The organism is Desulfatiglans parachlorophenolica (genome assembly GCF_055394735.1).
Map to the genome: position 1 here is coordinate 1249953 of NZ_AP042460.1, position 24946 is coordinate 1274898.

Below are 24946 nucleotides of genomic sequence, written 5' to 3' on the forward strand. Positions count from 1 at the left end.
AATCATGAGCAGGAATGACAGGGCAATCCTCGACAAGAGCGAGCCGTTGGTCGCCAAAGCTATCGAGCTGGGGGCGATGGACGCCAAAATGATCGATACCGCTCGGATCGTTTTCGATGAGCGCGCCTATCTGAAGTGCCGCTTCGGATGCGCGCGCTGGGGTCGGTACTGGACATGCCCCCCCAACCTGAAGCTTTCCCCCGAGCAGTTCATGACCGCTTTCGACAATTACGAAAAGGCCCTCATCATCCAGACACCCGATCCACCTACGGGCCAGGACGTGACCCTCGCCATCGAGAAGGAGGCCATGTCGACCTTCGGCATGCCTTTCGCTTTCGGGATGACGCTCTGCGTCAAGTGTGAAGTGTGTGCTTATCCAGAGCCCTGCCGTTATCCCCACCTCGCACGACCTGCCATGGACGCTTTCGGAATCGATATCGCCAAGACCGTGCAACCTCATGGTTTCAAGGTACGCTACGACAAAAAGGGCGATCTCGTGCCGGGTTGGTACAGCATGGTTCTGCTGTGACAAGATTTCTGGATCTCGTGATTCTTCTTGAAACCCCTCATCTTACCTGATAGTTTCGCGTCTATTCGGAATTGGTTTTCCCGGACCGACCGCGTTTTCAATCCGGAAATGAGGACTTTTCTTCACACACTGCGCGTGCTCAGGCTCAGCGCTTCGCGGCGGGTTCCGGTTTGGCTAATATAGTTTCCATCCGGAAATGGTCTTTTTGGCCAATCTCAGCGTGAATCTGCACGTTTGCTTGTGCGGCGACCCACAGGTCGCCTCCGCGCAAACGCTTGATTTCCTTGATATTGGCCAAAAATCCTCATTTCCGGATTGGAAACTGGGTTCTATAGGGAAATCATTTCCGGATGGATACTAATATATATATAAAATCAAGATCTTACGTGGAAACAACTTGCAGGCCCCCGCGCAAAGAAACGGGCGGATTGAAGTCGGGATCGGTTCGAAAGAGCATCTCCGGGTGGAGACCCGTTTCGCAAGATTGAAACGGATTTCAGCAATTCTGCCTCAGTGTTGATCAAGCTCGAGGAGCGAACAATGGCCAACTCGTCCCATAGCGTAGCCCTCGGTTATATCCTCTGGATCTTCGGTTTCACCGGATCGCACCGATTTTATTTCGGCCGGCCGATCTCCGGTACGATCTATTTTTTCACCTTCGGCTTGTTTCTGGTCGGATGGATCGTCGATTTCTTCCTGATTCCATCCCTCCATCGCCAGGCGGATCTCCGCTTTCGAATGGGGCCGATCGATTACAATGTCGCCTGGCTTCTGCTCACGTTCCTGGGAATCTTTGGAGTGCATCGGATGTACATGCGGAAATGGATCAGCGGGTTCATTTACCTCCTGACCGGAGGCCTTTTCCTGGTAGGGTACATCTATGACTACTGGACACTCAACGATCAGGTCACGCTTATCAACAGCCGCAGTTGAAGCGCCGGTAGGCGGCAAAACTGCGGGCGCCCGCAGCAGGGTTTGCTGGCGGTCCTTTAAACCACTCGAAGAAGGAGCGCAGTGAGGTGACGGGAAAACGCGTGGGCACCGTCCTCTTTTTCATCCTTCTGGCCGGCTCGTCTCTGCTTCTCCTCCGGCTCTTCTGGTCCTATCTGCCTGCGATCATGCTCGCGCTCCTCATCGCCGGCATCTTCTATCCCATCCACAAGCGCATCACCCATCTTCTCGGGGAAAGGCCGTCTTTCGCGGCCTTTCTGACCACACTGCTTGTCCTCCTCGTGCTGGTCATCCCTGCCGGATGGTTCTTCACCACACTCTCTAACGAGGCGTTCGATTTTTATGTCAACACGCGGGATGCCGTCTCCATCGGACATCTCCAGGATGTTCTCGAGAGCGACAACATCTGGGTGCAAAGGGTGCGCAGATTCGCTGCCATGGCAGGAATCGATCTGGACCAGAACAACCTTGCCAAGGTATCGAGCGCCATCGGCAAGAATGTGGGGCTTTTCCTCTACAAGCAGGTGAGCAATGTCGCCTCCAATCTCCTCAGTTTTCTGGTCCATTTTTTTCTCATGATCATGATGATCTTCTTCCTTTTCAGGGATGGCACCCGGCTCAGGAACTACCTGATCGAGCTCCTGCCTGTCCCCCGGGAACAGCTTGAAAAGGTCGCCCACACCTTTTATGAAATGGGCCGGGTCATCATTCTGGTCAACGGCCTTTCGGGGCTCACCCAGGGGTTCCTGGGCGGGCTGGGGTTCTTTTTCTTCGGCATGAACTCCCCCTTCTTGTGGGGGACAGTCATTGCCTTCATGGCGTTTCTCCCGATCATCGGGGCATCCGTTGTCTTCATCCCGGCGGCGGCGATCATGATCCTTCAGGGAAAGTTGGCCGCGGGGCTCCTCTTCTTCGCCTACAACGTCTTTTACAGTGCCACTATTGAATACCTGATCAAACCGCGTTTGATCGGCCATGGGGTGCACATGAACTCCCTGCTGGTGTTTATCGGAATCATCGGGGGCATCAAATTGTACGGCATCATGGGCATCCTTTACGGTCCGCTGGTCATAACGGTTTTCCTGACTCTCGCTGAAATCTACCGGCTTGAATATCAGGAAGGTTCCGTGTAATGTGGATGCCACAGCTGTGGATTTAGAAATCCCTGCTCCCGCCGGGTAAACTCGCGCATACGATTGGATCTATCCCAAGGAGGATCGATGGAATGGAACCTGAAAAGGTGTTGAAAGGTAAACGTATTCTCATTGTGGACGACGAGCGGGACATCCTGGAATTCCTCATCGAATTGCTCGATATGTGCAGGATCGATTCGGCTTCCACCTTCGAAGAAGGGAAGGCCTTCCTCGAAGCGAACCACTATCACGCAGCGATCCTGGATATTATGGGCGTGCGGGGATATGAACTGCTGGAGATTTGTCGGGAGAAGGATGTCCCCGCCCTGATGCTTACCGCCCATGCCCTTTCCAAGGACAATCTCAAACGATCCTTTGAAGGAGGGGCGTCGTACTACGTACCCAAGGAGGAAATCGGCAAGATCGATCTGTTTCTGGCCGATGTCCTCGATGCCCGCGAACGGAAGAAGAACGTCTGGGCCAAATGGTATGAGCGGCTCAGCGGGTTCTGCGACCGCCGATTCGGTCCGAATTGGAAGGATGAAGACCCCGGATTCTGGGACCATCTGCTCAAGTACTGAAGTTCCCTCCCCAATGGGTCTTTTCGGCCAATCTCGGCGTCAATCTGCACGGCCGCTTGTGCGGGGTCTGCAGGTCGCTTCGGCGCAAGCGCTGGATTTCCTCGATATCGGCCCGACCGGGACCCGCTCCGCAGGGGTTGGGCGGAGCGGCAGGGCCGCTGAAACAAAATCCCCGTTTCCGGATTGGAAACCTGGTTGTGCGGGACTATTACAATCGGATAGACATGATCGAGGCGTTCACAGCCGAAAAAGGTTTTTTGAAGGCTGCCGGCCCCGCAACAAAGATCTATGAAGGATGAATTTTCCGAAGGGTTCCGGGGCGATACGCCCGGGGGACCTGCACCTCTGGAGGAGCGAAGATGAAAGGGAAGCGATCTGTCGGAACCACCATCACCGAGCATATTCTGACACAGCAGCGAACGAACCCCGAGGCCACCGGCGCCTTCACGACGCTCCTGAACGAACTGATCGTGGCGGCCAAGGTGATTTCACGCGAGGTCAACAAGGCCGGACTGACCGACATCCTGGGGGATACCGGCCGCATCAATATTCAGAACGAGCGGGTGCAGAAACTGGACCTCTTCGCCAACCAGGTCATCATCCAGCGTATGCGCCACGTGGGCCAGCTCTGGTGCATGGCATCGGAAGAGGACCCGGACCTGATCGAGATCCCGGCGGAGTACCCCAAGGGGAGCTATATCCTGGTTTTCGACCCGCTGGACGGCTCGAGCAATATCGACGTCAATGTCAGCATCGGCACGATCTTCGGGGTTTATCGGAGGCCGGAGGATTCCGAAACAAATGAGGTGCTTCTGAACGACGTCCTTCAACCCGGGATGAAGCAGGTGGCGGCGGGGTATTTCATCTACGGATCAAGCACGATCATGGTCTATACCACGGGGCAAGGCACCGGGGTACACGGATTTACGCTCTTTCCGAGCGTCGGGGAGTTCCTCCTCTCCCACGAGAACATCCGCATCCCGGAGCAGGGCAAGACCTACAGCGTCAATGAGGGAAACTACGCTTACTGGGACGAGCGCACCCGCGCCCTCGTCGACTATTTCAAGACGCCGGACAAGGAGACCTCCAGGCCCTACACCTCGCGCTACGTCGGCAGCCTGGTGGCGGATTTTCACCGGAACCTTCTGAAAGGCGGCATCTTTATGTATCCGGCCGACCTGAAGGACCCGAAGAAGCCCACCGGCAAGCTGCGCCTGATGGTCGAGGCCAATCCGCTCGCCATGGTGGTCGAGGAGGCCGGAGGCTACGCGAGCGACGGAAAGGGCTCCATCCTGCAGATCGAGCCGACGACCCTCCACCAGCGGGTCCCGCTCTTCATCGGCAGCCGCAAGGACGTCGAACTGGCGGAGGATTTCATCAGCGGCAGGCGCCCACTCTGAGCCCTGCTAGAGTAGTTTCCATCCGGAAATGGTCTTTTTGGCCAATCTCGGCGTCAATCTGCACGTTTGCTTGTGCGGCGACCTGCAGGTCGCCTCCGCTCAAACGCTTGATTTCCTTGGTATTGGCCAAACCGGGACCCGCCGCGAAGCGGTGGGACTGAGCGGCGAAGCGGTGAAGAAAAATCCTCATTTCCGGATTGGAAACTGGGTTGTACCGGAAAATCATTTGCGGATGGACACTAGAGGAGGATGCCCTTTCCGGTCTTGAGCATTTCACAGAAGGTCTCGATCCGAAGGAGGGTTCGATTGTCGATAGGGCCCGGCTGGTCGCCTTCCAGGGTCAGGATAGGGATGTCGACGCCTTCGCGCAGGAGGATATCGTAGATCTGACGGTAGCAGAAGGTCTGCGTGTAGTGGATGAGGCCGTCGAGCCTCCGCTCGGCGATTGCGCCCCGAATGTCCGTGATCCGTCCGCCCATATCGTAGGGATAGGTGTAGCGCAGATAGGTCTCCACGAGGTCTTCGCCCCCCGCCGGCATCGAGAACTGGCGCTGCACCTCGTTGAAGACCACGTGGGCGCCCATGGCCTCCACCGCCTCGTAGAACCCGCTGAAGATGGGCGGCACCCCCAGGAAACCCAGCCGTATCGCCGGATCGCGCGACGGGCGGCTGCGGGCCTTCTCCAGAAACGCGTCCAATCGGGCCTCGAAGCGTTCGGGGTCCTGATCGAAATCCGAGCTGCCGACGAGGAAAAGGTGGTTCTCCAGGCCGCTGACACACCCCTCGCGGTAGGTCATCTCATCCAGCCGTTTGAGCTTCCGCCGGATCCGTTGGACCCCGCTCCGGGTCTTTTCCACCGAGCCCCAGGCTGCACCCAGGGCACCTGCAAGCGCTTTCATTCGGCTTTCAAGCGCCGCCGCGGACCGGTCGAGGGGATATTCGAAGTGGATGATCTCCACACCGCGTTGAGCCAGGACCTCCCCGAGGGCGATCGTGTTGCTGCAATCGCCGCCCGTCACCGCCACCACCCGTTTGAACCCCCCCTCGAGCACCGTGGCGTAAATCCCTTTGATCCATGTGCAGATATTGTGCGCGAAACCCGCCTCCTCCGCTTTTGCGACGAGCCGCTTGGGATCCTTTGCGCCGATGAAGATATTGTTGAGATCCACGGGCGTCAGGCCGGCGGCGAGGATGATCTCAACCGGTACCGTGGCCGTGATGCCGACCCGTCTGTCCATCGTCCTGTTCCTCGTAAGCGGATGCATCAGAGGCCGAAGAGGATCCGGGGGTGCTCCCTCCGGTCCAACCGGTGCAGCCCGGCGACATGGGCCGCCTCCAACGCGGCACGGTATTCGGCGGCGGTCAGCCCGCGGTCGATGAGCGGATCCTCTTGGGCCTTCCAGCAGGGCCGATACTGGTCCATGACGTTCACATAGGTATCCCGCGAAATCTCCCCGGCCAGGAACTGCATGATCTCGGCGGTTCCCGCCACGTTGTGGGGCATCACGAGGTGCCGAACCAGAAGCCCCTTCCGGGCGATCCCCGTCTCGCCGAGGATCAGATCCCCCACCTGCCGGTGCATCTCACGCAGCGCAGCCCGCGCCCGTTCAGGGTAGTCCGCCGCCTGGCAAAACCGCTCGGCCCACTGGGGTTCCCAGAACTTGAAGTCGGGCATGTAAATGTCGACGATGCCCTCCAGTAGACGCAGGGTCTCCAGGGATTCATATCCCCCGCAGTTGTAAACGAGGGGGATCGAAAGGCCTTCCGGGACAGCAGACGACAGAGCCTCCAACAGCATCGGAACCACGTGGGTCGGCGTGACGACGTTGATGTTGTGGCAGCCCATCGCCTGCAGGTCCAGCATCATGGCCGCCATCTGTTCAGGCGTGACGTCCACCCCTTCGTTTCCGTGGCTGATCTCGGCGTTCTGGCAGAAGCTGCACAGGAGACTGCAAGAACTCACAAAAATGGTCCCTGACCCGCGGCGCCCCACCAGCGGCGCCTCCTCCCCGAAATGCGCGTTGTAGCTTGCGACACGGGCCTTGCGGCCGGTTCGGCAATAGCCGACCTCCCCCGCCAGACGGTTGACGCCGCAGCAGCGGGGGCAAAGCGTGCAGGATTTCATCATTTCGAGGCCGGCCTCGATCCGGTGTGCGAGTCCTCCGGCTTCGAACAGGGCGACATAGGCTGACGTCCATTTCTGTCCGATCATGGGCCTTTTCCTCTAAACCTCTTCCAGCGAAACCCCCAAAAAAACGATCCCCCTGAGGGAGGCACCCCCGGGGGGACGATCCGGATCATGAGAACGGCTCCCGCCTTCTTCTATTCTCTGCTTTGCCCGAAAATCCGCAGCAGCATCAGAAAGAGGTTGATGAAGTCGAGGTAAAGCGAGAGTGCTCCCAGGATGGCCCCTTTCCGCACGACACCGGCCTCCAGATCCGCCGGCTGTGCAAGCGCCATGTTCTTGAGCTTCTGCGTGTCCCAGGCGGTCAAGCCTACGAAGACGAAGACGCCGATGTAGCTGATGATGAGGCTCATTCCGCTGCTGCGGATGAACAGGTTCACGAGGGATGCGATGATGATCCCGATCAGGCCCATCATCAGAAAGCCCCCGAAGGAGGTCAGATCACGCTTGGTCGTCCAGCCGTAAATGCTGCAGCCTACGAAGGTCCCGGCGCAGACGAAGAAGGTGCTGACGATGGATGTCTGCGTATAGGCCAGAAAAATAAACGACAGGACCACCCCGTTCAAACCGGCGTAAAGCACGAACAACCCGGTCGCCGTTCCGGCGCTGATGCGGTTGATCGCCCCGCTGATGGCGAAGACGAGGCCCAGCTCCGCAACGATGAGCACGATCAGCAAAAGCGGGTTCTGGACGAGGACCCCCATGATCCCCGGACTGTTGGCCACGTAATAGGCGACAAAACCGGTCAGGCCGAGGCCCACCGCCATCCAGTTGTAGACACTGCGCACAAAACTGTTGACCAGAACCTCGGTTCTGGTCTGCGTCGAAGCAGCCGATACCATTTCTTCAGACCTCCTCTATCTCGGTGAAAACCATTGTCCGGCGCTGCTCCACGCACCGCCGCCGATAACGCTTTTCCGATATCAACACATTTTCTATATCATAGGGGTTTGAAGGCGCTCCTTCAATACTTTTCGATTGATCTTTTTGGCGTTTGCGCCTATTGGATAGCCTTATGGACCATCACAATCGCCTTTATATCGCCATGGTGGGACTCCCGGCCCGGGGAAAATCGACCATCGCCAGCAAGCTTCGCGAAAACCTCGTCCGGGATGGGATAAAAGCCCGCATCTTCAACAACGGCAACCTTCGGCGCCGTTATATCCGCAAAGATACTTCCTATGCGGAATTCTACGACCCGAGCAATCAGGATGGCGTCGGGCTCCGTGAAAAAATCGCCTTCATGAACATGGATATGGCACGGCGCTACCTCGAAAGCGGCAAGGGCCAGGTGGCGATTCTGGATGCCACCAACGCCAGCTTGAAGCGCCGTAAGACACTGGTCCAGCGTCTCCAGGGGCACCCACTGCTCTTCATCGAGTGCATCAACAACGACCCGGAGATCCTCGAGGCAAGCATTCTCCGCAAGATAGACCTGAACGAATTCCAGCACCTCTCCGCAGAGGAGGCTGTAGCGAGCTTCAAGAAGCGCATCCATTATTATCAAAGCATCTATGTTCCCCTTTCGGACGAACGGAATTTCGTCAAGCTCGATTCCCTATACAATCGCATCAGCGCAGAACGTATACAGGATCCAATTCCCCATTATGACCGTATCCGTGACTTCCTCGTCACCGACACCGTCAAGCACCTCTATGTCATCCGACACGGCGAAACCTTCTTCAATCTCGAAAACAGGATTGGAGGGGACTCGGAACTCACGAAAAAGGGTGTCTGGCAGGCCGAGGCCCTCGCGGCGCACTTCCAGCACAAAAAGATCCCCATCATCTTCACCAGCAAACGCGTCCGCACGATCCAGACCGCCCAGCCGATCCAGGCCCTTCAGGCTTGCTGCACGATCATTCCTCTACCGGAGTTCAACGAAATCGACAGCGGCATCTGCGAGTGCATGAGCTATGAAGAGATCCGTCTGAAGAAGCCGGAGGTGTACCGCGCCCGCCAAGCCGACAAGTATCATTACGTCTACCCGCAGGGGGAAGGATACTCCACCATGAAGGACCGGATCGATCTCGGCATCAAGAAGGCGCTTTATCTGAGCTGCAATTCCGAGAACATCATGATCATCGGTCACCGCGCGGTCAACCGGATGGTCCTCTCCCACTTTCTCTATCGGCGGCAGGAGGATGTCCCCTATATCTACATGCCGCAGGACCGGTACTACCATATCGTCGCGACGCAGGACAAGAAACTCTTCGAACTCAGGAAATACTGATCGGGTACACCCTCATCCCGCTGGCTTTTTCAAAGATCGGCGCGCCTTGCCCTTCATTCGGGGACGTCGTATTGCAGGTTACAAAGAACCGTTAACGGCTGAAGAGCCATCAAAGTTCCTGGGAGTTCTGGAGGAGAAGAACGATTTCAAACGGGTTGGAAAACCAAAAAGGAGGGTGGCCATGATGAGAAAGATGCTCTGTGCGGTGTTGGGTCTGTTGCTTCTGCCGTCCCTTTTGCCGGCCTTCGAAACGGGTGGGGTGGAATTCCCCCTCGAATTCAGGGCGGGCGAGCAGGTCTTGATCCTGAACGGCGCGGGCTTGCGGAAGAAATTCGTGGTCAAGGTCTACGCATGCGCCCTCTACCTGACGGCGCAGAACCGCTCCGCCGAAGCGGTCCTCGAGGCCGATGCCCCCATGGCGATCCGCATGCAGTTCATCCGGGGAGACATCGACCCGGCAACCCTCGTCGAGACCTGGAACGAAAGCTTTTCGAAGACCAGCGGCGGAATGACGCCTGCGCTCCAGAAAAAGATCGAGGCGTTCAATGCCTGTTTTTCCGATAAGACCCGTGAAGGGGACGTGTGGGACCTCGTCTATCTCCCGCACGATGGCGTCACGGTCCGGTTCAACGGTCAGCTCAAGACGACCATCGCCGGCCTTGATTTCAAAAAGGTGCTCTTCGGGATCTGGCTTGGGGATTTTCCCCCCAGCAAAGAGTTGAAACAGGGTATGCTTGGGATTTCCTGAGCGCTTGTGCCAAGGCGGGATAGGATGCAGCCCACCCGCTATACCTGCCCTCTGTGTCAATGTGGGGGTGCGAACCGCCCCTCGGCGGGTGGGTGCACCCCTCGAAAAAGGGCCTGCCTGTGTCCCGAAAGGGTCGGTCTGCAGATGCGAAGCGTGAACAAGTATCTAAAACTACGGTATAAACCAGGTTTTTGCCCGGACTGCATCCATCGACCTTTAGGCCACAGGACGTAAAGGCGCCTGGATTGAAAAGCGATGCGCAGGCCCTGCAAAAAGGTTTTTTTGCACCTCAGGAACAAGTTGCCGACATAAGCGACATTTATCTGTTGCTTTTTTTTGAACTGTTTTATAAATAGAGTTCTTGAATTGCCATCACACGGGTTGGAAAACGATGCCGAAGACTACCGAGCGAAAAGTCCTGATCGTCGACGATGACCCTTCCATGCTGGAAATGCTGGCGGATGCATTTCAGAAGGAAGACTACAAGGTCGAAACCGCTCAAAGCGCGGCCGTTGCGTTGGAGCGTCTCAGCGAAGATACGTATCCCGTCATGTTCATCGATCTCTGGATGCCGGAGATGGGGGGGCTCGAGCTTTGCAAGCGGATCCGATCGACCATGCCTGAACCGAAGATCTTTGCGATCACCGCTTACCCAAGCAAGTATGAATTTTCAGAGTGCGTCCGAACAGGCTTCGATGGTTATTTCACGAAGCCTTTCAACCTGAAGCTGCTCCTGACGACGGCCCGCCAGTCCTTTAAAGAAAAGGCCGCCCGGAACCGTTGACACGGCCACCTGCGCCCGATTTTCTTTCGCCCCGGGGCAACCGCTACCCTGGCCCTTAGATCACGCATTCTCCATCGTCTGCAGTGTATTCCGGCACGCATTCCTTGAGCTGTGTGCGGATTGCACGCCCGTCTTTCGCCTCCGCAGCCCGCACCAGGTTCTCGATCTGCATCCTCATATAACCGGCGAAATCGAAGGTCTCATCGAATCTGGCACTGTAGTCCGAGTACAGCACCATGATCTTGTCATGGGTGGTCTTGACGATTCCTTCCTCCTGCGTGATCAACTCCTCATAGAGCTTTTCGCCCTGACGGAGACCGATAAAGCTGATCCGGATGTCCTTTTCAGGCTCCTTCCCTGAAAGGCGGATGAGATCCCGCGCGATATCGAGGATTCGCAAGGGGACCCCCATGTCGAGGAGGAAGATCTCTCCGCCATGACCCAAGGCCCCGGCCTGAAGCACCAACTGGCAGGCCTCGGGGATTGTCATGAAAAAACGGGTGACTTCCGGGTGTGTGACAGTGACCGGGCCGCCGCGGGCGATCTGTTCCCGGAAAAGGGGTACAACCGAACCGGACGATCCGACGACATTCCCGAATCGGACAGCCATGAAGCGCGTCGGACTGCCTCGATGGAGGTGCAGCATCATTTCACAGACGCGTTTACTGGCCCCCATGACATTGGTAGGCCGAACCGCTTTATCCGTCGAGATCATGATGAACTTTTTCACACGGGCGGCAACGGCTGCATCCATCAGCGTCTTCGAACCGACGATATTGTTGCTGACCGCCTCCCAGGGGTTTCGTTCGAGCATCGGCACATGTTTGTATGCGGCCGCGTGGATGACCACATCGGGGCGGTACCTTTCGAAGACCCTGTCGATCAATAGTCGATCCTGGACATTTCCGAGAATCGCGGCGTAATCCAGATAACCGACCTGGTGTTTCAGCTCCATCTGGATGTTGTAAAGATTGGATTCAGCCGCATCCACCAGCACCAGCCTTCCAGGGTTGAAGCGGATCAACTGCCGGCAGATCTCGGAGCCGATCGACCCCCCGGCCCCGCTGATCACGATTGTCTGATCCTTCAGGTAGTCTAGAATGGCGCCGAGATCGAGATCCACCGGCTCCCTTCCCAAGAGATCTTCGTAGCGTACATCGCGCAGCGTCTTGATGCTCACCCTTCCGTCGATCAGTTCCCCGATGCTCGGCAGGGTCTTGTAGGAAACGCCGGAGTCCTTGCAGAATTCCACGATCCGCCTGACAACTTCACCTTTCACGGATGACATGGCGATCAGCAGTTCTTCGATATTCTTCTCAGCCAACAGGTTCCCCAAGTCGGAAATAGGCCCCAAGACTGGAACACCGTGGATCGTCAATCCTCTTTTGTAAGGGTCGTCATCGACGAAACCGACGACCTGGTAAAACATCCTGGGGTTTTCTCTTATCTCCCGCAGCACCTTTTCACCGAAATTGCCCGCTCCCGCGATGATCAACCTCTTTTTGCCAAATGCTCCGGCCGGGAAATGGTCGAAAAAGCGTGAACCGATAGAGCCCCGCTTTACGAAATAAACGCGCACCAGAAGCCTGATTCCCCCCAGAAAAAGCAGGGTCAGGAGGCCATCGATAATGAAGACCGAGCGTGCATATCCTCCCATTTGATAGGAGAACGCTACCCAGACAGTCAGGAGCAGCGACGAAACCACGACGCCGTTCAGCACATGATAGAGGTCTCGCAGGCTCGTATAGCGCCACATCCCGCGGTACATGCCGCAGGCAAGAAAGCAGACTGTCTCGAGGGGGACGAGAACCGGAAGGGTCTGGGTGAAAAGGCGCCATTGGAGGTCCGGCACGCTGAACTCGAAGCGGAAGAAGAAGGCGAGAAAAAAGGCTGCACAGGAAAGCAGGCAATCCATCCCCAGCATGATGTAAAAATTTCGTCTTCTGATCAAGCTCAGCATACGCAAACCTAATGAGTTTCCAATCCGGAAATGGTCTTTTTGGCCAATCTCGGCGCCGATCTGCACGTTTGCTTGTGCGGCGACCACCAGGTCGCTTCCGCGCAAACGCTTGATTTCCTTGATATTGGCAAAAAATCCTCATTTCCGGATGGAAGCAAAGCAATCCCGGATCGGGAGGGATAGACCCTCCGAGCTGCCATCTCCCGAGGAAGGGAGACCGAACCGCTTGAAGGTAGGCAACCGCCCGTGACCTTATTCGGAGCCATTCCCTCTGCTCAAATGTTTCGGGGGGTAGGATCCCCGTTTCAGCAAGCGGACCCAGAGGATCCCTAGATACTCATGAATCGCGCTGTGGGCTGCTTCCAGGTTTTCGCTTCCGGGATACAGATTCGCCGGCGACCAGGAGGCGCCTCCCGCCGCCGTATAGTCGACGGGCGCGGCAATCGGGTGCATCCCAAGCCGTTCGAACAGGAACATTGCCCGTGGCATGTGCGCTGCAGAGCTGACCAGCACGAAGGGCTCGTGCGCAACGATCTCCAGGATCGCCTCCGCCTCCTCCTCCGTATCGCGCGGCGTATCACAGACTATGAGGTCGCCGGCCGGAATTCCGAGTGTCCCAGCTACCTCGGCCATCGTCACCCCGCTCCCGACCTCTCCCCTCCAGCCCCCCCCTGCTACGATCAGCTTGCACTCCGGAAGGCCGCGGTAAAGCCTCACCCCCTCGAGCAGCCGTATCGCACTGACCGGACGCAAACGTCCTGTGGCTGGAAGATCGGGAGCTTCGATGCTTCCGCCGCCAAGCACCGCAACATATTCCACTTTCGGCAGATGATCAAGCTCCAAGACCGGTGCATACCGCTGCTCCAGCCATCCGGCCAGAAACTCCGGCACCGGCGGGTAAGCAAAGATCAGAAGCCACAACGTGCCGATCGATACCAAAAGCCGCCCTGCTTTCTGCCGTCTGCCCATCCAGAGCAGCGCCAATCCCAAGAGCAGGAAAAGGAGCGAAACGCTGAGCGGCAAGAACAGCGGTGATACCGCTTTTTTCAGAAAAAAGAGCATAAAACGCCATCCTCTCATCCACTATGGGCTGAAATCCATGAGGTTCACGATCAGGATCTTGAACGTTGGTTAAACGAACCCTTAGCGGCCTTCCGACTGAATGTCAAGAGCGATGAACCCTCGATTGCATTCTCGAGGTTATCGGTGTATCGTATCAATAGCAGGGGGAGGCATCGGAATAACCAATCGAGATCCAATAACGTAGGACCCATCGTTTCGAGAGGTGACCCATGGAATTGAAAGAACTCAAGAAGGCGCTTTCGGGCGTCTGTGTGGCAACCCTCATTTCCGGCGCGGGCCTGGTGTTTGCCGGGTCCTCGAGCGGTTGAGGCGGCGCCGGGGGAGGTGCAGGTAGCACCGAGCCACCCGGAAAAGCCGCCGGCTCCTCGGGTTGAGGCGGGCAGCAGAGCGGCGCTGGAAGCGCCACACAGAGCCAACCCGGTGAAACCGATCAGAATGCAACCCAGCCTGACGTAAAAGAAACCCCGCAGCAGAAGCTGCCCGGCCAAAGCGGCTGAGGCGGCAGCAAGAAGTAGTGCGGTTCGCACTGCATACCTCTTATTTGAAAAGGTGTAACCATCCTCCCCCTGCCCCCCCATACTGAGGAAGACCTCAGCGACGAGATTCGATGAGGGTCTTTCGACGTCGGCCTGATCCTCTTGCCTGCTGAAGAGGCTGCGCGGCGAGCCGGTCAGGCGATCGCTCCTTTACCAGATCGGATGAAGCGGGTGCGTGAAAGATGGAAACCGAAGCACAAAGACCTTTCGGTACAGAGTTTCCCCGCTGCCGCGCTTTGATCGGCGAATCCCGTTGGCTGCATTTCGGTGCATCCTGCCCGCATCCACCCGGATCGGATGGTTTTTACCAGGCCTTGGGGGAAACGTTCGGAGAAAGGCCCTTCATCGTGGATCTTGCACGCCTCGAAAGGGCCATCGGAGAGGTCGTTTCCATGCCCCCGCCCACGTATGGTTCGGCTGAGCGGCTCGCCCTCAATCCGACCCTGACACTCCTCGACCTTTCGTGGAGACATCTTCCATCATTGGTCGCTTCTCCTGACTGCGCCCCTGAACCACAGGAGGGGCAGGATTTCGCCCTGGTCTATCGGCACGCTCGGACAGGCGAGGTGATCGTTCGTGCGGCCTCTGATGACGACCTGCTCGCCTTGAAACTGCTCGCCGACGAGATCCCGCGCAAGCAGGCCGCGCAAGAAGCCGGCGTCCCCCGCGCGGCCATCGACCAGGCTTTTGAGCGGGTGGCACAAAGTGGATTGCTGATTGTCCCCCCTTCGAAGATCCGGCGCACCGATGAGCCGTTTTCGATCCCCGAGGGGTTCGACGAGCGATTTCTGACCGCCGAGGTCTTCACGCTTCAGTGGCATATCACCCAGGCCTGCGACCTTCACTGCAAACACTGTTATGACCGCTCGGCGCGCAAATCGCTTCCTTATGAAACGGCGCTCAGAATCCTCGAGGAATTTTACGACTTCTGCGATGCCAGGCATGTCCGTGGTCAAATCTCCTTCACGGGGGGAAATCCCCTCCTGCACCTCCACTTCATGGAACTCTATCAGAGGGCGTCCGATCTGGGTTTTGCCCTGGCGATCCTCGGAAACCCGGCTTCGCGCGCCGATATGGAAGCCATCCTCGAAATCGAGTGTCCGGTCTTTTATCAGGTGAGTCTCGAGGGCCTGAGAGAGCACAACGATGTCATCCGACAGACGGGCCATTTCAGCCGCACCCTGGTTTTTCTGGACCTCCTGCGCGAGCTTCGGATCTATTCGATGGTCATGCTCACCCTGACGGATGCGAACATCGATCAGGTCCTGCCGCTGGCGGAACTCCTGAGGGGCCGTACTGACCTGTTCACCTTCAACCGGCTTTCACTCGTGGGAGAAGGGGCGCACCTGCGCCCTCCTTCGCAGGAGGCGTATCGACGGTTCTGCGAGGCATACCTCGAAGCGGCGGCAAGAAACCCTGTTATAGGGCTCAAGGACAACCTCCTCAATCGACTGCTGCACGAAAGAGGCGACGAGCTTTTCGGCGGGTGTGCAGGCTATGGATGCGGCGCCGCATTCAACTTCATGGCGGTGTTGCCGGACGGGGAAGTTCATGCCTGCCGGAAATTTCCCTCCCCGATTGGAAGTGTCCTGACGCATGACATCGACGAGATCTATGACAGCGAAGCCGCCAGGCGGTACCGCGCGGGTTCGCACGCCTGCGCCTCGTGCGCTGTGCGTCCCGTGTGCGGCGGATGCCTCGCCATCGCCTACAGCTCGGGCCTCGACATCTTTCATGAGCATGACCCGTTCTGCCCAGGTCCGCTTTAAATCAGCATTCCCGGATCTCTCTTCCCCCTAGCCCGATTCTCTGCCGTGGCAGCCGCTCTCAGGGCAAGTAGTTGAATTTGGCGCTCTTGGCGGGATCTTTCTCGCTGCCCGGCGGATGTTCGGTGGCGTGTTCATCCGGGTCATCCTCCGCGGCAAGATAACAGAGTGCATTTCCGTTCCTGGCATCGGCGACGAGCCGCGCGCTCAGCCCCGGTGCCGCAAAGGGCACGTGGACTACCTTGATGAGCGCCTCGAGCCCTTCGGCCTCCGGGAGCAGGCGGAGAAGATCGTTCGGGGCGCGCTCGAAGAAGCCGCGGTTGAACGCCGTTTCGGGCTCATCGGGATAGAGAGGCAGATAGATGATCCGGGATTCCACCAAATCCAGGAAGAAGTGGGTCCCATACGAGACATCCGGCACGTGCCCGTGTTCCTCCCGGGCCATCTCGACCAGGATCGCCGTGTTGTTGATGTCGGAATAGGTGGCGTTTACCCCGAGGTTGATGTTGGAACTGCCCCAGCGGCCGGGGCCCATCATCATAATGCGATGGGCCAGAAGCTCCGGGTGGCGGTTCAGGCGCCCGACCAGCCTTCCGACGACGCGTTTGGTCTCGAGGGGTGTCTGCTGCGCATAGACCTGCGGATCGATGTATACGATGAAGCGGATATCACGCACCACCCCACCGGAGATCGTGCGGTTGGTGCGGAAGAGGATCCGTTCGGGAGGGATGTCGGCCGGGATGCTGGCCGAAGCAGCCGCACCGGGGAGGCGCATCGGGCGGCACTGAAGCAGATTGACCTTGATCTCCCCATCCGGCCCCACGAACGCCGTGAATTCCGTGTCGACGGTGTAGCCGTAGGCCGCCTCCAGTTTGGCGAGGAGATCCCGCATGATGGCGACGAAGCGCGTGCGGGAGATCAGCCGGTCGAAGGTCAGGACAGGCTGCTGCAAATGAGAGAGGCTGTCCCCTTCCACCTCCTTCAGGAACCCCTCCTGCATATCGGAGGCAAAGAAACCGAAGGAAGGGAGGCCGTCCTTACCCACAACCTCCATCACGGGCAGGCTTCGGAGCTGGTTTTTCGCGATGTCCAGCACGTCCATCCGGTGCTGGGAGTAAGCCGCGACTTTGCTGGGCGCCTCAGGCCGCAGGGTCGGGTGGCTCACCGCGATCAGGCGCGTATAATCCCCGCCGAGCCGGTTGACTGCACGGGTCCCGAGGCCCAGGACCAGGCGGATCATCCCCTGCTCCGGGTCGATGCGGTCCGTCCACCGATAGAGGTTGTGCGAAAAGGCGACCCCGGCAAGCGGGGGGAAAAAGTAGCGCCGATGGCGCATACCGGACACACGCTGGATCAGGATCGCCATCTGTTCATCGGATTCCCCCAGGCCGCGCTGCCGCCGATAGGCAAGCGCGTCCGGATTGACCGCACTCGCATAGACGAGCTTGATGGCCTCGAGGAAGACGTCCATCCGCTCCTCGGGGCTCCCCTGGTTGACGCAGAACTCGCTCCGGTACTTTCCTGCGAAGGCGTTCCCGAAGCCGTCCTCCAGGAGGCTGCTGGAGCGCACGATGATCGGGGCCTGACCGAAGTAGTCCAGCAGATCCTTGAATTGCTCCATGATCTCGTCCGGGAAACGGCCGGCCCGAAACCGCTCCTCCACCGCCTCGAACTCCTCGGGCAGGATCCGCGAATTGCGCGTCAGACGCAGCCGCAGCCTGAACAGGCCGTTGTTGACAAGAAACGTGAAAAAGACGTCGGACCCGACAAAGAACGAATCGTGCTCTTCCAGTACCTCCTTAAAATCGACCGGCCCGGGATCCGAGAGGAGAATGCGCCGCGCCAGCAGCATCCCGGCAGCCTTGCCGCCGATCCTCCCTGACCCGATCAGCCGGTTGCGGATCCCCAGCAGGTCGCGGATCGTCAGATAGCGCTCCGCCAGCCGCCGGAACTCCGGATAGGGCCCAATCAACATCTGGGCGAGTTCCACCTTGAGGGCCTGGATCTCCACCGTGCCTTCCAGCCGCTGGAGTTCCTCGGGGTCGTACTGGGCCAGCTGCCGATAGACGCTGTCCCACGGGGCGATCGAGTCGGCCTTGATCTTGAGGGGCGATTTGCTGGCGGAGATCAGGATGCTCGACGCATCGCCGCTCCGGAAGACCGGGGTGAGCGTCTCTCCGGTAAAGATATGGGGCAGGAACATCTCGGAGGAATAGCGGTCGAAAACCTTGATGGGATGGATGTAGAGATCGCTCTGAACGTGGTAGAGGTCGATGACCACCTGCGACGTGTCCCGGATCCGCGCGACAGCGCTGTGGGAATGCTGCCCGCGCTTCAGCGCGAAGTAGGCCACGGTATCCAGTTCATGGAGATACGGGCAGGTGACCTGAAAGAAGTTCGCCAGGAGTTCGTCCGTCGCCCACTCTCCCACCAGCAGGGAGAGGTTGTCGAAGACATAGAAGACGCCGATCCCCTGCTCCTCGATAACCTTGTTCACCTGGGCGCTGAACAGATCGAAGCCGGGGCGCGGATCCACCTCGATGGTCTGAAGCCCGGGCTTCTCCGGGATGATCCTCTGGTGCGGGGCGAAGCGGAGGTAAACGACCTTGCGGCCGTCGTGCAAGGCCCGTTGTACGAACGGGCAGGCGACCCTGAGATAGTTCTCGAGCCGGTCCACCTGCCAGACGACATTGTCCCCGAGGCGCAGCCCCCCGAGAACGTGGTTCAGCGCCGGAATACCACTGTCAACCGTCTTGCCATGCAACATGGAGGCCTCTTCCCCGAATCATCACCTTCATGATTTCCCGGGCGGCGCAGCCCGGCCGCCGGGACGGCAGGCCGGAAAACGGGGCCCGGGAAATTTTCAAAGGGGCGGTCTGTCTCAGACCCACCCGCGCACTTTCATGGCCTCCACCACCCGGGCAACCGCCACCGCGTAGGCCGCCTTGCGCATGTTGATACGGTGCTTCTCACTCATGTCCGCCACTTCGTGGTAGGCGCGCGTCATCCGCTTGTCGAGTTTCTCGTGGACCTCCTTTTCATCCCAGTAGTACATGGAGGCGTTCTGAACCATCTCGAAATAGGAAACCGTAACGCCGCCCGCGTTGCAAAGGAAATCCGGGATCACATGTACGCCTTTTTCGTAAAGGATCTCATCGGCCTCGGGCGTCGTCGGACCGTTGGCGAGTTCCATCACGATCTTCGCCCTCACGCGGCCGGCATTGCGTGCCGTCAGGGTGCCCTCGAGGGCCGCCAGGACCAGGACGTCCACGTCCATCTCCAGCAGATCGTCGCTCGTGATGCACTCCCCGCCCTGGCAATCCAATACGGTCGAGGTGGCCTGTTTGTGCTGATTCACCGCAACGGCCGAGAAGCCCCCTCGACAGCAGACCGCGCCGCGCGAATCGCAGACCGCTACAATCTTCGAGCCGAACATGGATTCCGCAAGGGAAGCCGCGAAACTGCCGGCGTTTCCAAACCCCTGAATGGCAACGGTGGCCTTCCCCAGGTCGAGGCCGATCTTCTTCGCCGCCTCGCGCAGCGTATACAGGCCGCCCCGCGCCGTGGCATCACCGCGCCCCGGGGAGCCGCCGATCACCAGCGGCTTGCCGGTCATCACGCCAAACTGGTTCTTCCCGACGATCGAGGAATACTCATCCACCATCCAGGCCATCACCTGCGGGTTGGTATAGACGTCGGGCGCCGGCACATCCTTGTCCGGACCGATGAAGGGGGCGACCGCCTTGACGTAGCCGCGGCTGAGCCTTTCGAGTTCCTGGGGAGAGAGTTCCTTCGGGTTGCAGATGACGCCGCCCTTCCCACCCCCAAGCGGCAGATCGAGCAGGGCACACTTCCAGGTCATCCAGGCTGCCAGGGCCCTCACCGTGTCGATGGTCTCATCGGGATGGAAGCGGATGCCGCCCTTTGTCGGCCCCTTCGCATCGTTGTATTGGACGCGGTAACCCTTGAAAAGCCGGGTGGTACCGTCATCCATATGAACGGGAAAGGTCACGTGAAACTCCCGCATGGGATGCAGAAGCCCCTGGCGCGTGCTCTCATCCAGTTTGAGGATGTCGGCGCAGGCGTTGATCTGTCGCTGTGCGATCTCGAAAGGATTGTCTTGGTTGCCGCTGGACATGGTATCGATACCTCCTGAAAAAAATTTATAATGAACCTTTTTCCGTAAGACGCTTGGCGTGGTCGAGATAGTGCTTCAGGATCCACATCTTCTCGAGAAACTCGGGCCATCCGCAGCCTGGTACGAATCCCTCCCTGGCACTCGGATGCACCACCACGTTTTCGACCACATTTCCCTGAAACTCCTGCCAGATGTCGCCCCAGCTATCCTGAGCGCTCTGGATGAGAGACCCCATGACGTTTCGAAAATGGCGCTGTCTGTCCTCCAGCGAAAGCTCCCCCTGTTCCGTACGCGCACTTCTGACCAGCTTCAGCTGTTTTTCCATCGCTCCGTCTCCCTTCTTTCCTGCTTTTCCCTGCCGATATCCCCCTCGCAGAGACGTTTTGCATAATCGATCTTTACACCCAGAACATGCAGCTTCTCGAGCAGATCGGCTTGGTCATCGCGAACCGGCAGCCGCTGCGGGTCTTCCGCCCCATCCAGGATCTCCATGCAGCTGCGCGGATCCTCGAGTGCAAACCAGATTTCCTTCCATAACCCGAGCGCCTCGGTGAGTACGCTGGCAGCCACCCCTCTGAAATGTCTGAGCCTCGCGTTGGCGCGCTCGATCTCCCGCCCTTTTTCGGCTTCGCTTGTCTTCTCTTGCGCGCCGGTCCGGGCCTTGGCGGTTTCGTTCATCGTGGCCACCTTCTTCTCCAGCAGGTTTCATTCGATCGGACGAAGGGCATTTCCGGCGGCTGCGCCCCGCCTCCCTTCGCAGACCCTGATTGTTGAACAGCCGGTGTTCCTGACGGTTTGAACTTCAGAGAAGCAATTGATATGCCAAAGGAGAAGCAGGAAAACGTAAATGCATAATTTTTATTCTATGCCAAGCATTTACTGCACATATTTAATGTGTTACAAAAGGCTTATAAATCCCTCCCGCTGCGCAATCCCTGCGCAGCAGTGTTCAAAAACATGCCGCAACCACTTTCCGTATTTACTCATCTCTCGATGCCTGCATGGGTGTTTGCAATCAGGAGCACCACGTGCTGATATGCCCTTCGCCTCCGGATTGGAAACTAGTGAGTATCCATCCGGAAATGATTTCCCTATAGAACCCGGTTTCCAATCCGGAAATGAGGATTTTTCTTCACCGCTCCGCGGCGGGTCCCGGTTTCTTCACCGCTTCGCCGCTCAGTCCCACCGCTCCGCGGCGGGTCCCGGTTTGGCCAATATCAAGGAAATCAAGCGTTTGCGCGGAGGCGACCTGGTGGTCGCCGCACAAGCAAACGTGCAGATTGACGCCGAGATTGGTCAAAAAGACCATTTCCGGATGGAAACGAGTGAGTATTTCCCTTTCGATCGCAGCAGGACCAGCCGAGGCGGTGAACTCGAATACGGTTTGAAGAACGGTTTGACAACCGGCGCAAGCCAAACAAACGTCATCGATGGAGGCCTGCGGCGGCGACACTCCTGTCAAAACCGGCAATGAGTCTCCCATCTCGGGAAGCAGATGATCGGTTGTTTTCAGGGTGTGTTGCGGAGGCGCCAGAGGGGTGTCCCGCCCTGCGCACAGACAAAACAGGTGGTGCAGAGCCTCTCGAAATGAGGAGGGATGCGAACCGGAGAAGGGCGGGAAGCCTGTTCAAGCCGGAGAAGCGATCATTCGGAGGGGATGCCTTTTATTCCGAACTTCTTCAATCGAAGCCGGAGGGTGTTCCGGCTGATGCCGAGCATGCGCGCGGCCTTTACCTGGTTATGGTCACAGTGTCTCAGAACCCGGCAGATGCAGCCGCGCTCGAGGATTTCGAGCATGTCGCCACTCTCGTTTTCCTCCACCGCCCGCAGAAGATCCGGGAAGAGTTGGTCCATTTTCCGTTCGATCCGCTCGATTACGGAGCCGCTCTCTTCACCTGCACACACAGCGACTCCCTCACGCGCCAGCTGGATGTGCTCCGGGAGGATCATATCCCCCTGCGAGAGGAGAACCGCGCGGCGGATGCAGTTTTCGAGCTCCCGGACGTTGCCGGGCCAGGGATAGGTTTGAAGCCGATCGAGCACAGCCTCGTCGACGTAGCGGATGGGGGCGTCGTATTCCTCGCTGAAACGGGCGATGAAGTGCCTTACCAGTGCAGGGATGTCCTCCCGGCGCTCCCGGAGCGGCGGTAGCTCGATCGAGATAATCTTGAGCCGCCAGTAAAGGTCTTCCCTGAAACGCCCCTCCTCCACCTCACGCTCCAGATTCTTGTTCGTGGCCGCGACGATCCGCACGTCGGCCTTGAAGGTTTCGGTGCCCCCGAGCCTTTCGAATTCACCGTATTGGAGGACCCGCAGGACCTTCGCCTGTGTGCCGAGAGGCATATCCCCGATTTCGTCGAAGAAGAGGGTTCCACCCTCGCAGCGTTCAAACTTTCCGAGGTGCATGCGCTCGGCCCCCGTAAAAGCACCCCGCTCGTGTCCGAACAGTTCGCTCTCGAAAAGGGTCTCGGGGATGGCGGCGCAATTGACCGCCAGAAACGGCTTGTCCTTCCGGTGGCTGTGGTGGTAGATCGCCCGCGCCACCAGTTCTTTGCCGGTGCCCGATTCGCCGGTGATGAGGACGATCACGTCTCTGCCCGCGACCTGTCCGATCAGCTTGTAAACGGCCTGCATCCGCTTGTGGCTGCCGATGATCCGCGCCGCGCCCCGGCCCCCCTGCTCCGCGGCCGTTTGGCCGGCATCCGGGTAGCTGACCACCTCCTTCATGAGGTGGTTCACCGCCAGGGCATCCGCCACCAGCCGCTTGAGTTCCTCCCGCTCGAAAGGCTTCGGAAGGTAGTCGTAGGCGCCGCGCTTCATCGCCTCGATGGCCGTGTCCGTCGTGCCATAAGCCGTCATGATGATCACGGGCGTCTTGACCTGCAGGCGCCGCAGCTCCCGCAGGGTATCGAGGCCGTTCATCCCCGACATCTTGTAGTCGAGCAGGATCAGATCAAGGCTTTCCCTTCCCGCAACATCGAGGGCCTGCTCTCCGCGGGTGCAGGATTCCACCGCGTAGCCCTCTTTGGAAAGGAACCGGCGCAGGAAATGCACCAGACCTTCATCGTCATCGACGATCAGGACCTTCTCCATCGGCTCTTATGCTCCATCGCCCGGCGGAACGGGTATAAGGACCGAAAAGACTGTCCCGGCCCCCTCCCGCGACCTCACCTTGATCATGCCGCCATGTCGTTGAAGGGTCGTAAAGGCGATGGAGAGGCCTAAGCCCGTTCCTGTGGCCTTCGTGGTGAAAAACGGATCGAAGAGGCGCGGGAGATTTGGTCGCTCGATTCCGGGCCCGGTATCTTCGACATCGATCCGAACAAAGGCCTGCGCTCCTTCGGCCGGATCGCTCCCCCCGTTTTCGACCATCGCCCGGATCCGGAGTTTCCCCCCGGCGTTAAGGGCCTCGAGGGCGTTGATCATCAGATTGACGAGCACCTCACCAAGCTGTTTTTTGTCCCCTCGCACCCGGGGGAGCACCGCCGAGACCTCCGGCAGAATCAGCGTCTCCTGCTGTCTTGCCCGGGGGCCTGCCACGAGCAGGGCCTCTTCGATCAATTCGGCCGGATCGATGTCGGTCAGAATGGGGGCCTGCGGCCGTGCAAAATCGAGGAAACGGTTGATCGTCGCCTCCATCCGCCGGATCTGCGTCATGGCCACCTGGTAATCCTCTTCGGTCTCGAGAGAAATGTCGACATCGTCTTCGATCGATTCCAGATAAAGCTTGAGGGAGGTAAGCGGTGTCCGGATCTCGTGGGCGACACCGGCAGCGAGCCGCCCCAGCGCCGCCAGCTGCTGCGAGCGGGCGGCCGCCTCCTGGCTCCGCTTGAGTTCCACGCCGGTCTCCTTCAGTTCGGCCTCGCGGAGCACCACTTGCGCCTCGAGGGACCGCTGACGGTCCCGGAGCTGTTCAGCCATCTCTGCAAAGGCTGTGTGGAGCAAGCCGATTTCGTCCTTCCGCTCGTCGCGGATATCGGCGCCCCGGTAATCTCCTGCAGCCAAACGCCGGGCGGCGCTGCTGAGTTTTCGGATCGGGGTCGCCACCGTCCGGGAAAGAAGCCACGCGGAAAGAAGCGCCGCCAAGGTTGAAAAAGCGGTCACCAGCAAGATGTACCGGCCCATGACATCGGCGCTTCGAAAGGCCTCGTCCCGATCCTGCTCAACAACCAGAGCCCAGTCGGTGCCCTCCACCTTGGCCGAGGCCCCGATGACCTCGATGCCGCGGTAATCGACATAGGTGATCCGCTTTCTCTGCCCGCTAAAGATGTTCCTGAAGCTCTCGGATTGGGCGATGTTTTCGGTGAGGATCCTGCGGGGCTCCTTATGGGCGAGAAACAGGCCTTCGCGGTTGACAAGGTAGCATTCGCCTGTCTCACCGAGGGATATGGCCAGGACAGCTGAAAGGATTGCGTTGGTCCCGACGGTGGCGCAGACGATGCGCCCAACGTTTCCGGAGCCATCCCCAAGCGGTGCAGAGATGAAAAAGAAGGACTGGGACACTTCCGGGTTGAACCGGATGTCGGACATGTATAGATGGCCGCGGCGGGCCTCCTCGAACCAGGACCCCCGCTCCGGGAGCGGCGGCCCCCCGGGAGTTGCATAGATCAACCCACCGTCCTCGCCAACGACCGCAATCCCGCTGTAAACCCGGTAGTTATCCTTGACCAGCCGCAGATAAGCGCCCATCGTGTCCGGGTCGACCTCAGAGAGGATAGAGGATCCCGCTACTACGGCTATATCGGCCTTGCGCTCCGTGATCCAGCGCTCGAGGAGAGCACCCTTGTCCCGCGCAAGCTGCCCGACCTGATTCGCCGCCGTTCTGAGGATCACCTCCTCCGCCGTTCGTATGGAAAAAAGCCCGACGGCGCAGAGCGGCACCAATGCGAAAAGCGAAAAGAGGAGCATCAATTTGGTCT

Annotated in this window: 25 protein-coding genes; 13 read left to right on the plus strand and 12 right to left on the minus strand. The window is 58.7% G+C overall.

Annotated elements, in window-relative coordinates; genetic code table 11:
* Positions 1-4 precede the first annotated feature (4 nt).
* The 7 genes from ACZ500_RS05920 to ACZ500_RS05950 all read left to right on the plus strand — a co-directional run bounded on the left by ACZ500_RS05920 (position 5) and on the right by ACZ500_RS05950 (position 4862).
* A complete protein-coding gene (locus ACZ500_RS05920; RefSeq protein ID WP_464231589.1) occupies positions 5-529 on the plus strand; it encodes a DUF2284 domain-containing protein in 525 nt (174 codons plus the stop codon).
* 196 nt (positions 530-725) lie between these two features.
* Entirely contained in the window at positions 726-890 is a 165-nt protein-coding gene (locus tag ACZ500_RS05925; RefSeq protein WP_464231590.1) for a hypothetical protein, read from the plus strand.
* Positions 891-1069: 179 nt separating this feature from the next.
* On the plus strand, positions 1070-1462 hold the full coding sequence (locus ACZ500_RS05930) for an NINE protein (protein ID WP_464231591.1): 393 nt from the start codon (positions 1070-1072) through the stop codon (positions 1460-1462).
* 86 nt (positions 1463-1548) lie between these two features.
* Entirely contained in the window at positions 1549-2613 is a 1065-nt protein-coding gene (locus ACZ500_RS05935; RefSeq protein WP_464231592.1) for an AI-2E family transporter, read from the plus strand.
* 92 nt (positions 2614-2705) lie between these two features.
* A complete protein-coding gene (locus ACZ500_RS05940) occupies positions 2706-3194 on the plus strand; it encodes a response regulator (RefSeq protein WP_464231593.1) in 489 nt (162 codons plus the stop codon).
* Positions 3195-3553: 359 nt separating this feature from the next.
* Positions 3554-4594, plus strand: coding sequence for a class 1 fructose-bisphosphatase (fbp, locus tag ACZ500_RS05945; RefSeq protein ID WP_464231594.1), 1041 nt, complete (start codon positions 3554-3556; stop codon positions 4592-4594).
* Between the two features lie 28 nt (positions 4595-4622).
* Positions 4623-4862, plus strand: a complete 240-nt coding sequence (locus ACZ500_RS05950) for a hypothetical protein (RefSeq protein WP_464231595.1) — start codon at positions 4623-4625, stop codon at positions 4860-4862.
* On the opposite strand, the gene ACZ500_RS05955 is transcribed toward ACZ500_RS05950, so the two are convergent.
* From ACZ500_RS05955 to ACZ500_RS05965, 3 genes are all read right to left on the minus strand, one after another.
* Positions 4834-5832, minus strand: a complete 999-nt coding sequence (locus ACZ500_RS05955; protein ID WP_464231596.1) for a 2-hydroxyacyl-CoA dehydratase family protein — start codon at positions 5830-5832, stop codon at positions 4834-4836. The two genes, ACZ500_RS05950 and ACZ500_RS05955, sit on opposite strands and share 29 nt — an antisense overlap.
* Before the next feature lie 26 nt (positions 5833-5858).
* A complete protein-coding gene (locus ACZ500_RS05960; protein ID WP_464231597.1) occupies positions 5859-6806 on the minus strand; it encodes a radical SAM protein in 948 nt (315 codons plus the stop codon).
* Positions 6807-6916: 110 nt separating this feature from the next.
* Entirely contained in the window at positions 6917-7621 is a 705-nt protein-coding gene (locus ACZ500_RS05965; protein WP_464231598.1) for a Bax inhibitor-1/YccA family protein, read from the minus strand.
* Positions 7622-7794: 173 nt separating this feature from the next.
* Between ACZ500_RS05965 and ACZ500_RS05970 the strand changes: the two genes are divergently transcribed.
* From ACZ500_RS05970 to ACZ500_RS05980, 3 genes are all read left to right on the plus strand, one after another.
* Positions 7795-9012, plus strand: a complete 1218-nt coding sequence (locus tag ACZ500_RS05970; RefSeq protein ID WP_464231599.1) for a histidine phosphatase family protein — start codon at positions 7795-7797, stop codon at positions 9010-9012.
* 181 nt (positions 9013-9193) lie between these two features.
* A complete protein-coding gene (locus ACZ500_RS05975; protein ID WP_464231600.1) occupies positions 9194-9760 on the plus strand; it encodes a chalcone isomerase family protein in 567 nt (188 codons plus the stop codon).
* Positions 9761-10151: 391 nt separating this feature from the next.
* Positions 10152-10544, plus strand: a complete 393-nt coding sequence (locus tag ACZ500_RS05980) for a response regulator (protein WP_464231601.1) — start codon at positions 10152-10154, stop codon at positions 10542-10544.
* Between the two features lie 55 nt (positions 10545-10599).
* Here the strand turns inward: ACZ500_RS05980 and ACZ500_RS05985 are convergent, their stop codons facing one another.
* On the minus strand, positions 10600-12504 hold the full coding sequence (locus ACZ500_RS05985) for a polysaccharide biosynthesis protein (RefSeq protein ID WP_464231602.1): 1905 nt from the start codon (positions 12502-12504) through the stop codon (positions 10600-10602).
* A gap of 30 nt (positions 12505-12534) precedes the next feature.
* Here ACZ500_RS05985 and ACZ500_RS05990 point away from each other — a divergent pair, with 30 nt between their 5' ends.
* The gene (locus ACZ500_RS05990) at positions 12535-12687 is read left to right on the plus strand and encodes a hypothetical protein (protein ID WP_464231603.1); all 153 of its coding nucleotides are present in this window, start codon (positions 12535-12537) and stop codon (positions 12685-12687) included.
* A gap of 69 nt (positions 12688-12756) precedes the next feature.
* Here ACZ500_RS05990 and ACZ500_RS05995 read toward each other — a convergent pair whose 3' ends face one another.
* Positions 12757-13566, minus strand: coding sequence for an ElyC/SanA/YdcF family protein (locus ACZ500_RS05995; RefSeq protein WP_464231604.1), 810 nt, complete (start codon positions 13564-13566; stop codon positions 12757-12759).
* 230 nt (positions 13567-13796) lie between these two features.
* On the opposite strand from ACZ500_RS05995, the gene sbtA reads away from it, so the two are divergent.
* The gene (gene sbtA / locus ACZ500_RS06000; protein ID WP_464231606.1) at positions 13797-14084 is read left to right on the plus strand and encodes an SbtA family thio(seleno)oxazole RiPP natural product precursor; all 288 of its coding nucleotides are present in this window, start codon (positions 13797-13799) and stop codon (positions 14082-14084) included.
* 221 nt (positions 14085-14305) lie between these two features.
* On the plus strand, positions 14306-15892 hold the full coding sequence (gene sbtM, locus ACZ500_RS06005; RefSeq protein WP_464231607.1) for a thio(seleno)oxazole modification radical SAM maturase SbtM: 1587 nt from the start codon (positions 14306-14308) through the stop codon (positions 15890-15892).
* 58 nt (positions 15893-15950) lie between these two features.
* Here the strand turns inward: sbtM and ACZ500_RS06010 are convergent, their stop codons facing one another.
* From ACZ500_RS06010 to ACZ500_RS06040, 7 genes are all read right to left on the minus strand, one after another.
* On the minus strand, positions 15951-18656 hold the full coding sequence (locus ACZ500_RS06010) for a PEP/pyruvate-binding domain-containing protein (protein ID WP_464231608.1): 2706 nt from the start codon (positions 18654-18656) through the stop codon (positions 15951-15953).
* A gap of 114 nt (positions 18657-18770) precedes the next feature.
* A complete protein-coding gene (locus tag ACZ500_RS06015; RefSeq protein WP_464231609.1) occupies positions 18771-20027 on the minus strand; it encodes a Glu/Leu/Phe/Val family dehydrogenase in 1257 nt (418 codons plus the stop codon).
* A gap of 25 nt (positions 20028-20052) precedes the next feature.
* Positions 20053-20352 carry a hypothetical protein gene (locus ACZ500_RS06020; RefSeq protein ID WP_464231610.1) on the minus strand — a complete coding sequence of 100 codons (300 nt, stop codon included), beginning with the start codon at positions 20350-20352 and terminating at the stop codon, positions 20053-20055.
* Positions 20337-20705, minus strand: coding sequence for a hypothetical protein (locus tag ACZ500_RS06025; RefSeq protein WP_464231611.1), 369 nt, complete (start codon positions 20703-20705; stop codon positions 20337-20339). The genes ACZ500_RS06020 and ACZ500_RS06025 overlap by 16 nt, the downstream gene beginning before the upstream one ends.
* 454 nt (positions 20706-21159) lie before the next feature.
* Entirely contained in the window at positions 21160-21336 is a 177-nt protein-coding gene (locus tag ACZ500_RS06030) for a hypothetical protein (protein ID WP_464231612.1), read from the minus strand.
* A 335-nt stretch (positions 21337-21671) separates the two neighbouring features.
* Positions 21672-23120, minus strand: a complete 1449-nt coding sequence (locus ACZ500_RS06035) for a sigma-54-dependent transcriptional regulator (protein ID WP_464231613.1) — start codon at positions 23118-23120, stop codon at positions 21672-21674.
* A gap of 6 nt (positions 23121-23126) precedes the next feature.
* Positions 23127-24935 (minus strand): ATP-binding protein, encoded by a 1809-nt coding sequence (locus ACZ500_RS06040; RefSeq protein WP_464233005.1) that lies wholly within the window; start codon positions 24933-24935, stop codon positions 23127-23129.
* Positions 24936-24946 lie beyond the last annotated feature (11 nt).

Excerpts from the sequence above, each read along its gene's own strand:
- ACZ500_RS05920 (WP_464231589.1), top strand. The coding sequence starts at position 5 with ATGAGCAGGAATGACAGGGCAATCCTCGACAAGAGCGAGCCGTTGGTC.
- ACZ500_RS05925 (WP_464231590.1), top strand. The coding sequence starts at position 726 with ATGGTCTTTTTGGCCAATCTCAGCGTGAATCTGCACGTTTGCTTGTGC.
- ACZ500_RS05930 (WP_464231591.1), top strand. The coding sequence starts at position 1,070 with ATGGCCAACTCGTCCCATAGCGTAGCCCTCGGTTATATCCTCTGGATC.
- ACZ500_RS05940 (WP_464231593.1), top strand. The coding sequence starts at position 2,706 with ATGGAACCTGAAAAGGTGTTGAAAGGTAAACGTATTCTCATTGTGGAC.
- fbp (WP_464231594.1), top strand. The coding sequence starts at position 3,554 with ATGAAAGGGAAGCGATCTGTCGGAACCACCATCACCGAGCATATTCTG.
- ACZ500_RS05950 (WP_464231595.1), top strand. The coding sequence starts at position 4,623 with ATGGTCTTTTTGGCCAATCTCGGCGTCAATCTGCACGTTTGCTTGTGC.
- ACZ500_RS05955 (WP_464231596.1), bottom strand. The coding sequence starts at position 5,832 with ATGGACAGACGGGTCGGCATCACGGCCACGGTACCGGTTGAGATCATC.
- ACZ500_RS05960 (WP_464231597.1), bottom strand. The coding sequence starts at position 6,806 with ATGATCGGACAGAAATGGACGTCAGCCTATGTCGCCCTGTTCGAAGCC.
- ACZ500_RS05965 (WP_464231598.1), bottom strand. The coding sequence starts at position 7,621 with ATGGTATCGGCTGCTTCGACGCAGACCAGAACCGAGGTTCTGGTCAAC.
- ACZ500_RS05970 (WP_464231599.1), top strand. The coding sequence starts at position 7,795 with ATGGACCATCACAATCGCCTTTATATCGCCATGGTGGGACTCCCGGCC.
- ACZ500_RS05975 (WP_464231600.1), top strand. The coding sequence starts at position 9,194 with ATGATGAGAAAGATGCTCTGTGCGGTGTTGGGTCTGTTGCTTCTGCCG.
- ACZ500_RS05980 (WP_464231601.1), top strand. The coding sequence starts at position 10,152 with ATGCCGAAGACTACCGAGCGAAAAGTCCTGATCGTCGACGATGACCCT.
- ACZ500_RS05985 (WP_464231602.1), bottom strand. The coding sequence starts at position 12,504 with ATGCTGAGCTTGATCAGAAGACGAAATTTTTACATCATGCTGGGGATG.
- ACZ500_RS05990 (WP_464231603.1), top strand. The coding sequence starts at position 12,535 with ATGGTCTTTTTGGCCAATCTCGGCGCCGATCTGCACGTTTGCTTGTGC.
- ACZ500_RS05995 (WP_464231604.1), bottom strand. The coding sequence starts at position 13,566 with ATGCTCTTTTTTCTGAAAAAAGCGGTATCACCGCTGTTCTTGCCGCTC.
- sbtM (WP_464231607.1), top strand. The coding sequence starts at position 14,306 with ATGGAAACCGAAGCACAAAGACCTTTCGGTACAGAGTTTCCCCGCTGC.
- ACZ500_RS06010 (WP_464231608.1), bottom strand. The coding sequence starts at position 18,656 with ATGTTGCATGGCAAGACGGTTGACAGTGGTATTCCGGCGCTGAACCAC.
- ACZ500_RS06015 (WP_464231609.1), bottom strand. The coding sequence starts at position 20,027 with ATGTCCAGCGGCAACCAAGACAATCCTTTCGAGATCGCACAGCGACAG.
- ACZ500_RS06020 (WP_464231610.1), bottom strand. The coding sequence starts at position 20,352 with ATGGAAAAACAGCTGAAGCTGGTCAGAAGTGCGCGTACGGAACAGGGG.
- ACZ500_RS06025 (WP_464231611.1), bottom strand. The coding sequence starts at position 20,705 with ATGAACGAAACCGCCAAGGCCCGGACCGGCGCGCAAGAGAAGACAAGC.
- ACZ500_RS06030 (WP_464231612.1), bottom strand. The coding sequence starts at position 21,336 with ATGGTCTTTTTGACCAATCTCGGCGTCAATCTGCACGTTTGCTTGTGC.
- ACZ500_RS06035 (WP_464231613.1), bottom strand. The coding sequence starts at position 23,120 with ATGGAGAAGGTCCTGATCGTCGATGACGATGAAGGTCTGGTGCATTTC.
- ACZ500_RS06040 (WP_464233005.1), bottom strand. The coding sequence starts at position 24,935 with ATGCTCCTCTTTTCGCTTTTCGCATTGGTGCCGCTCTGCGCCGTCGGG.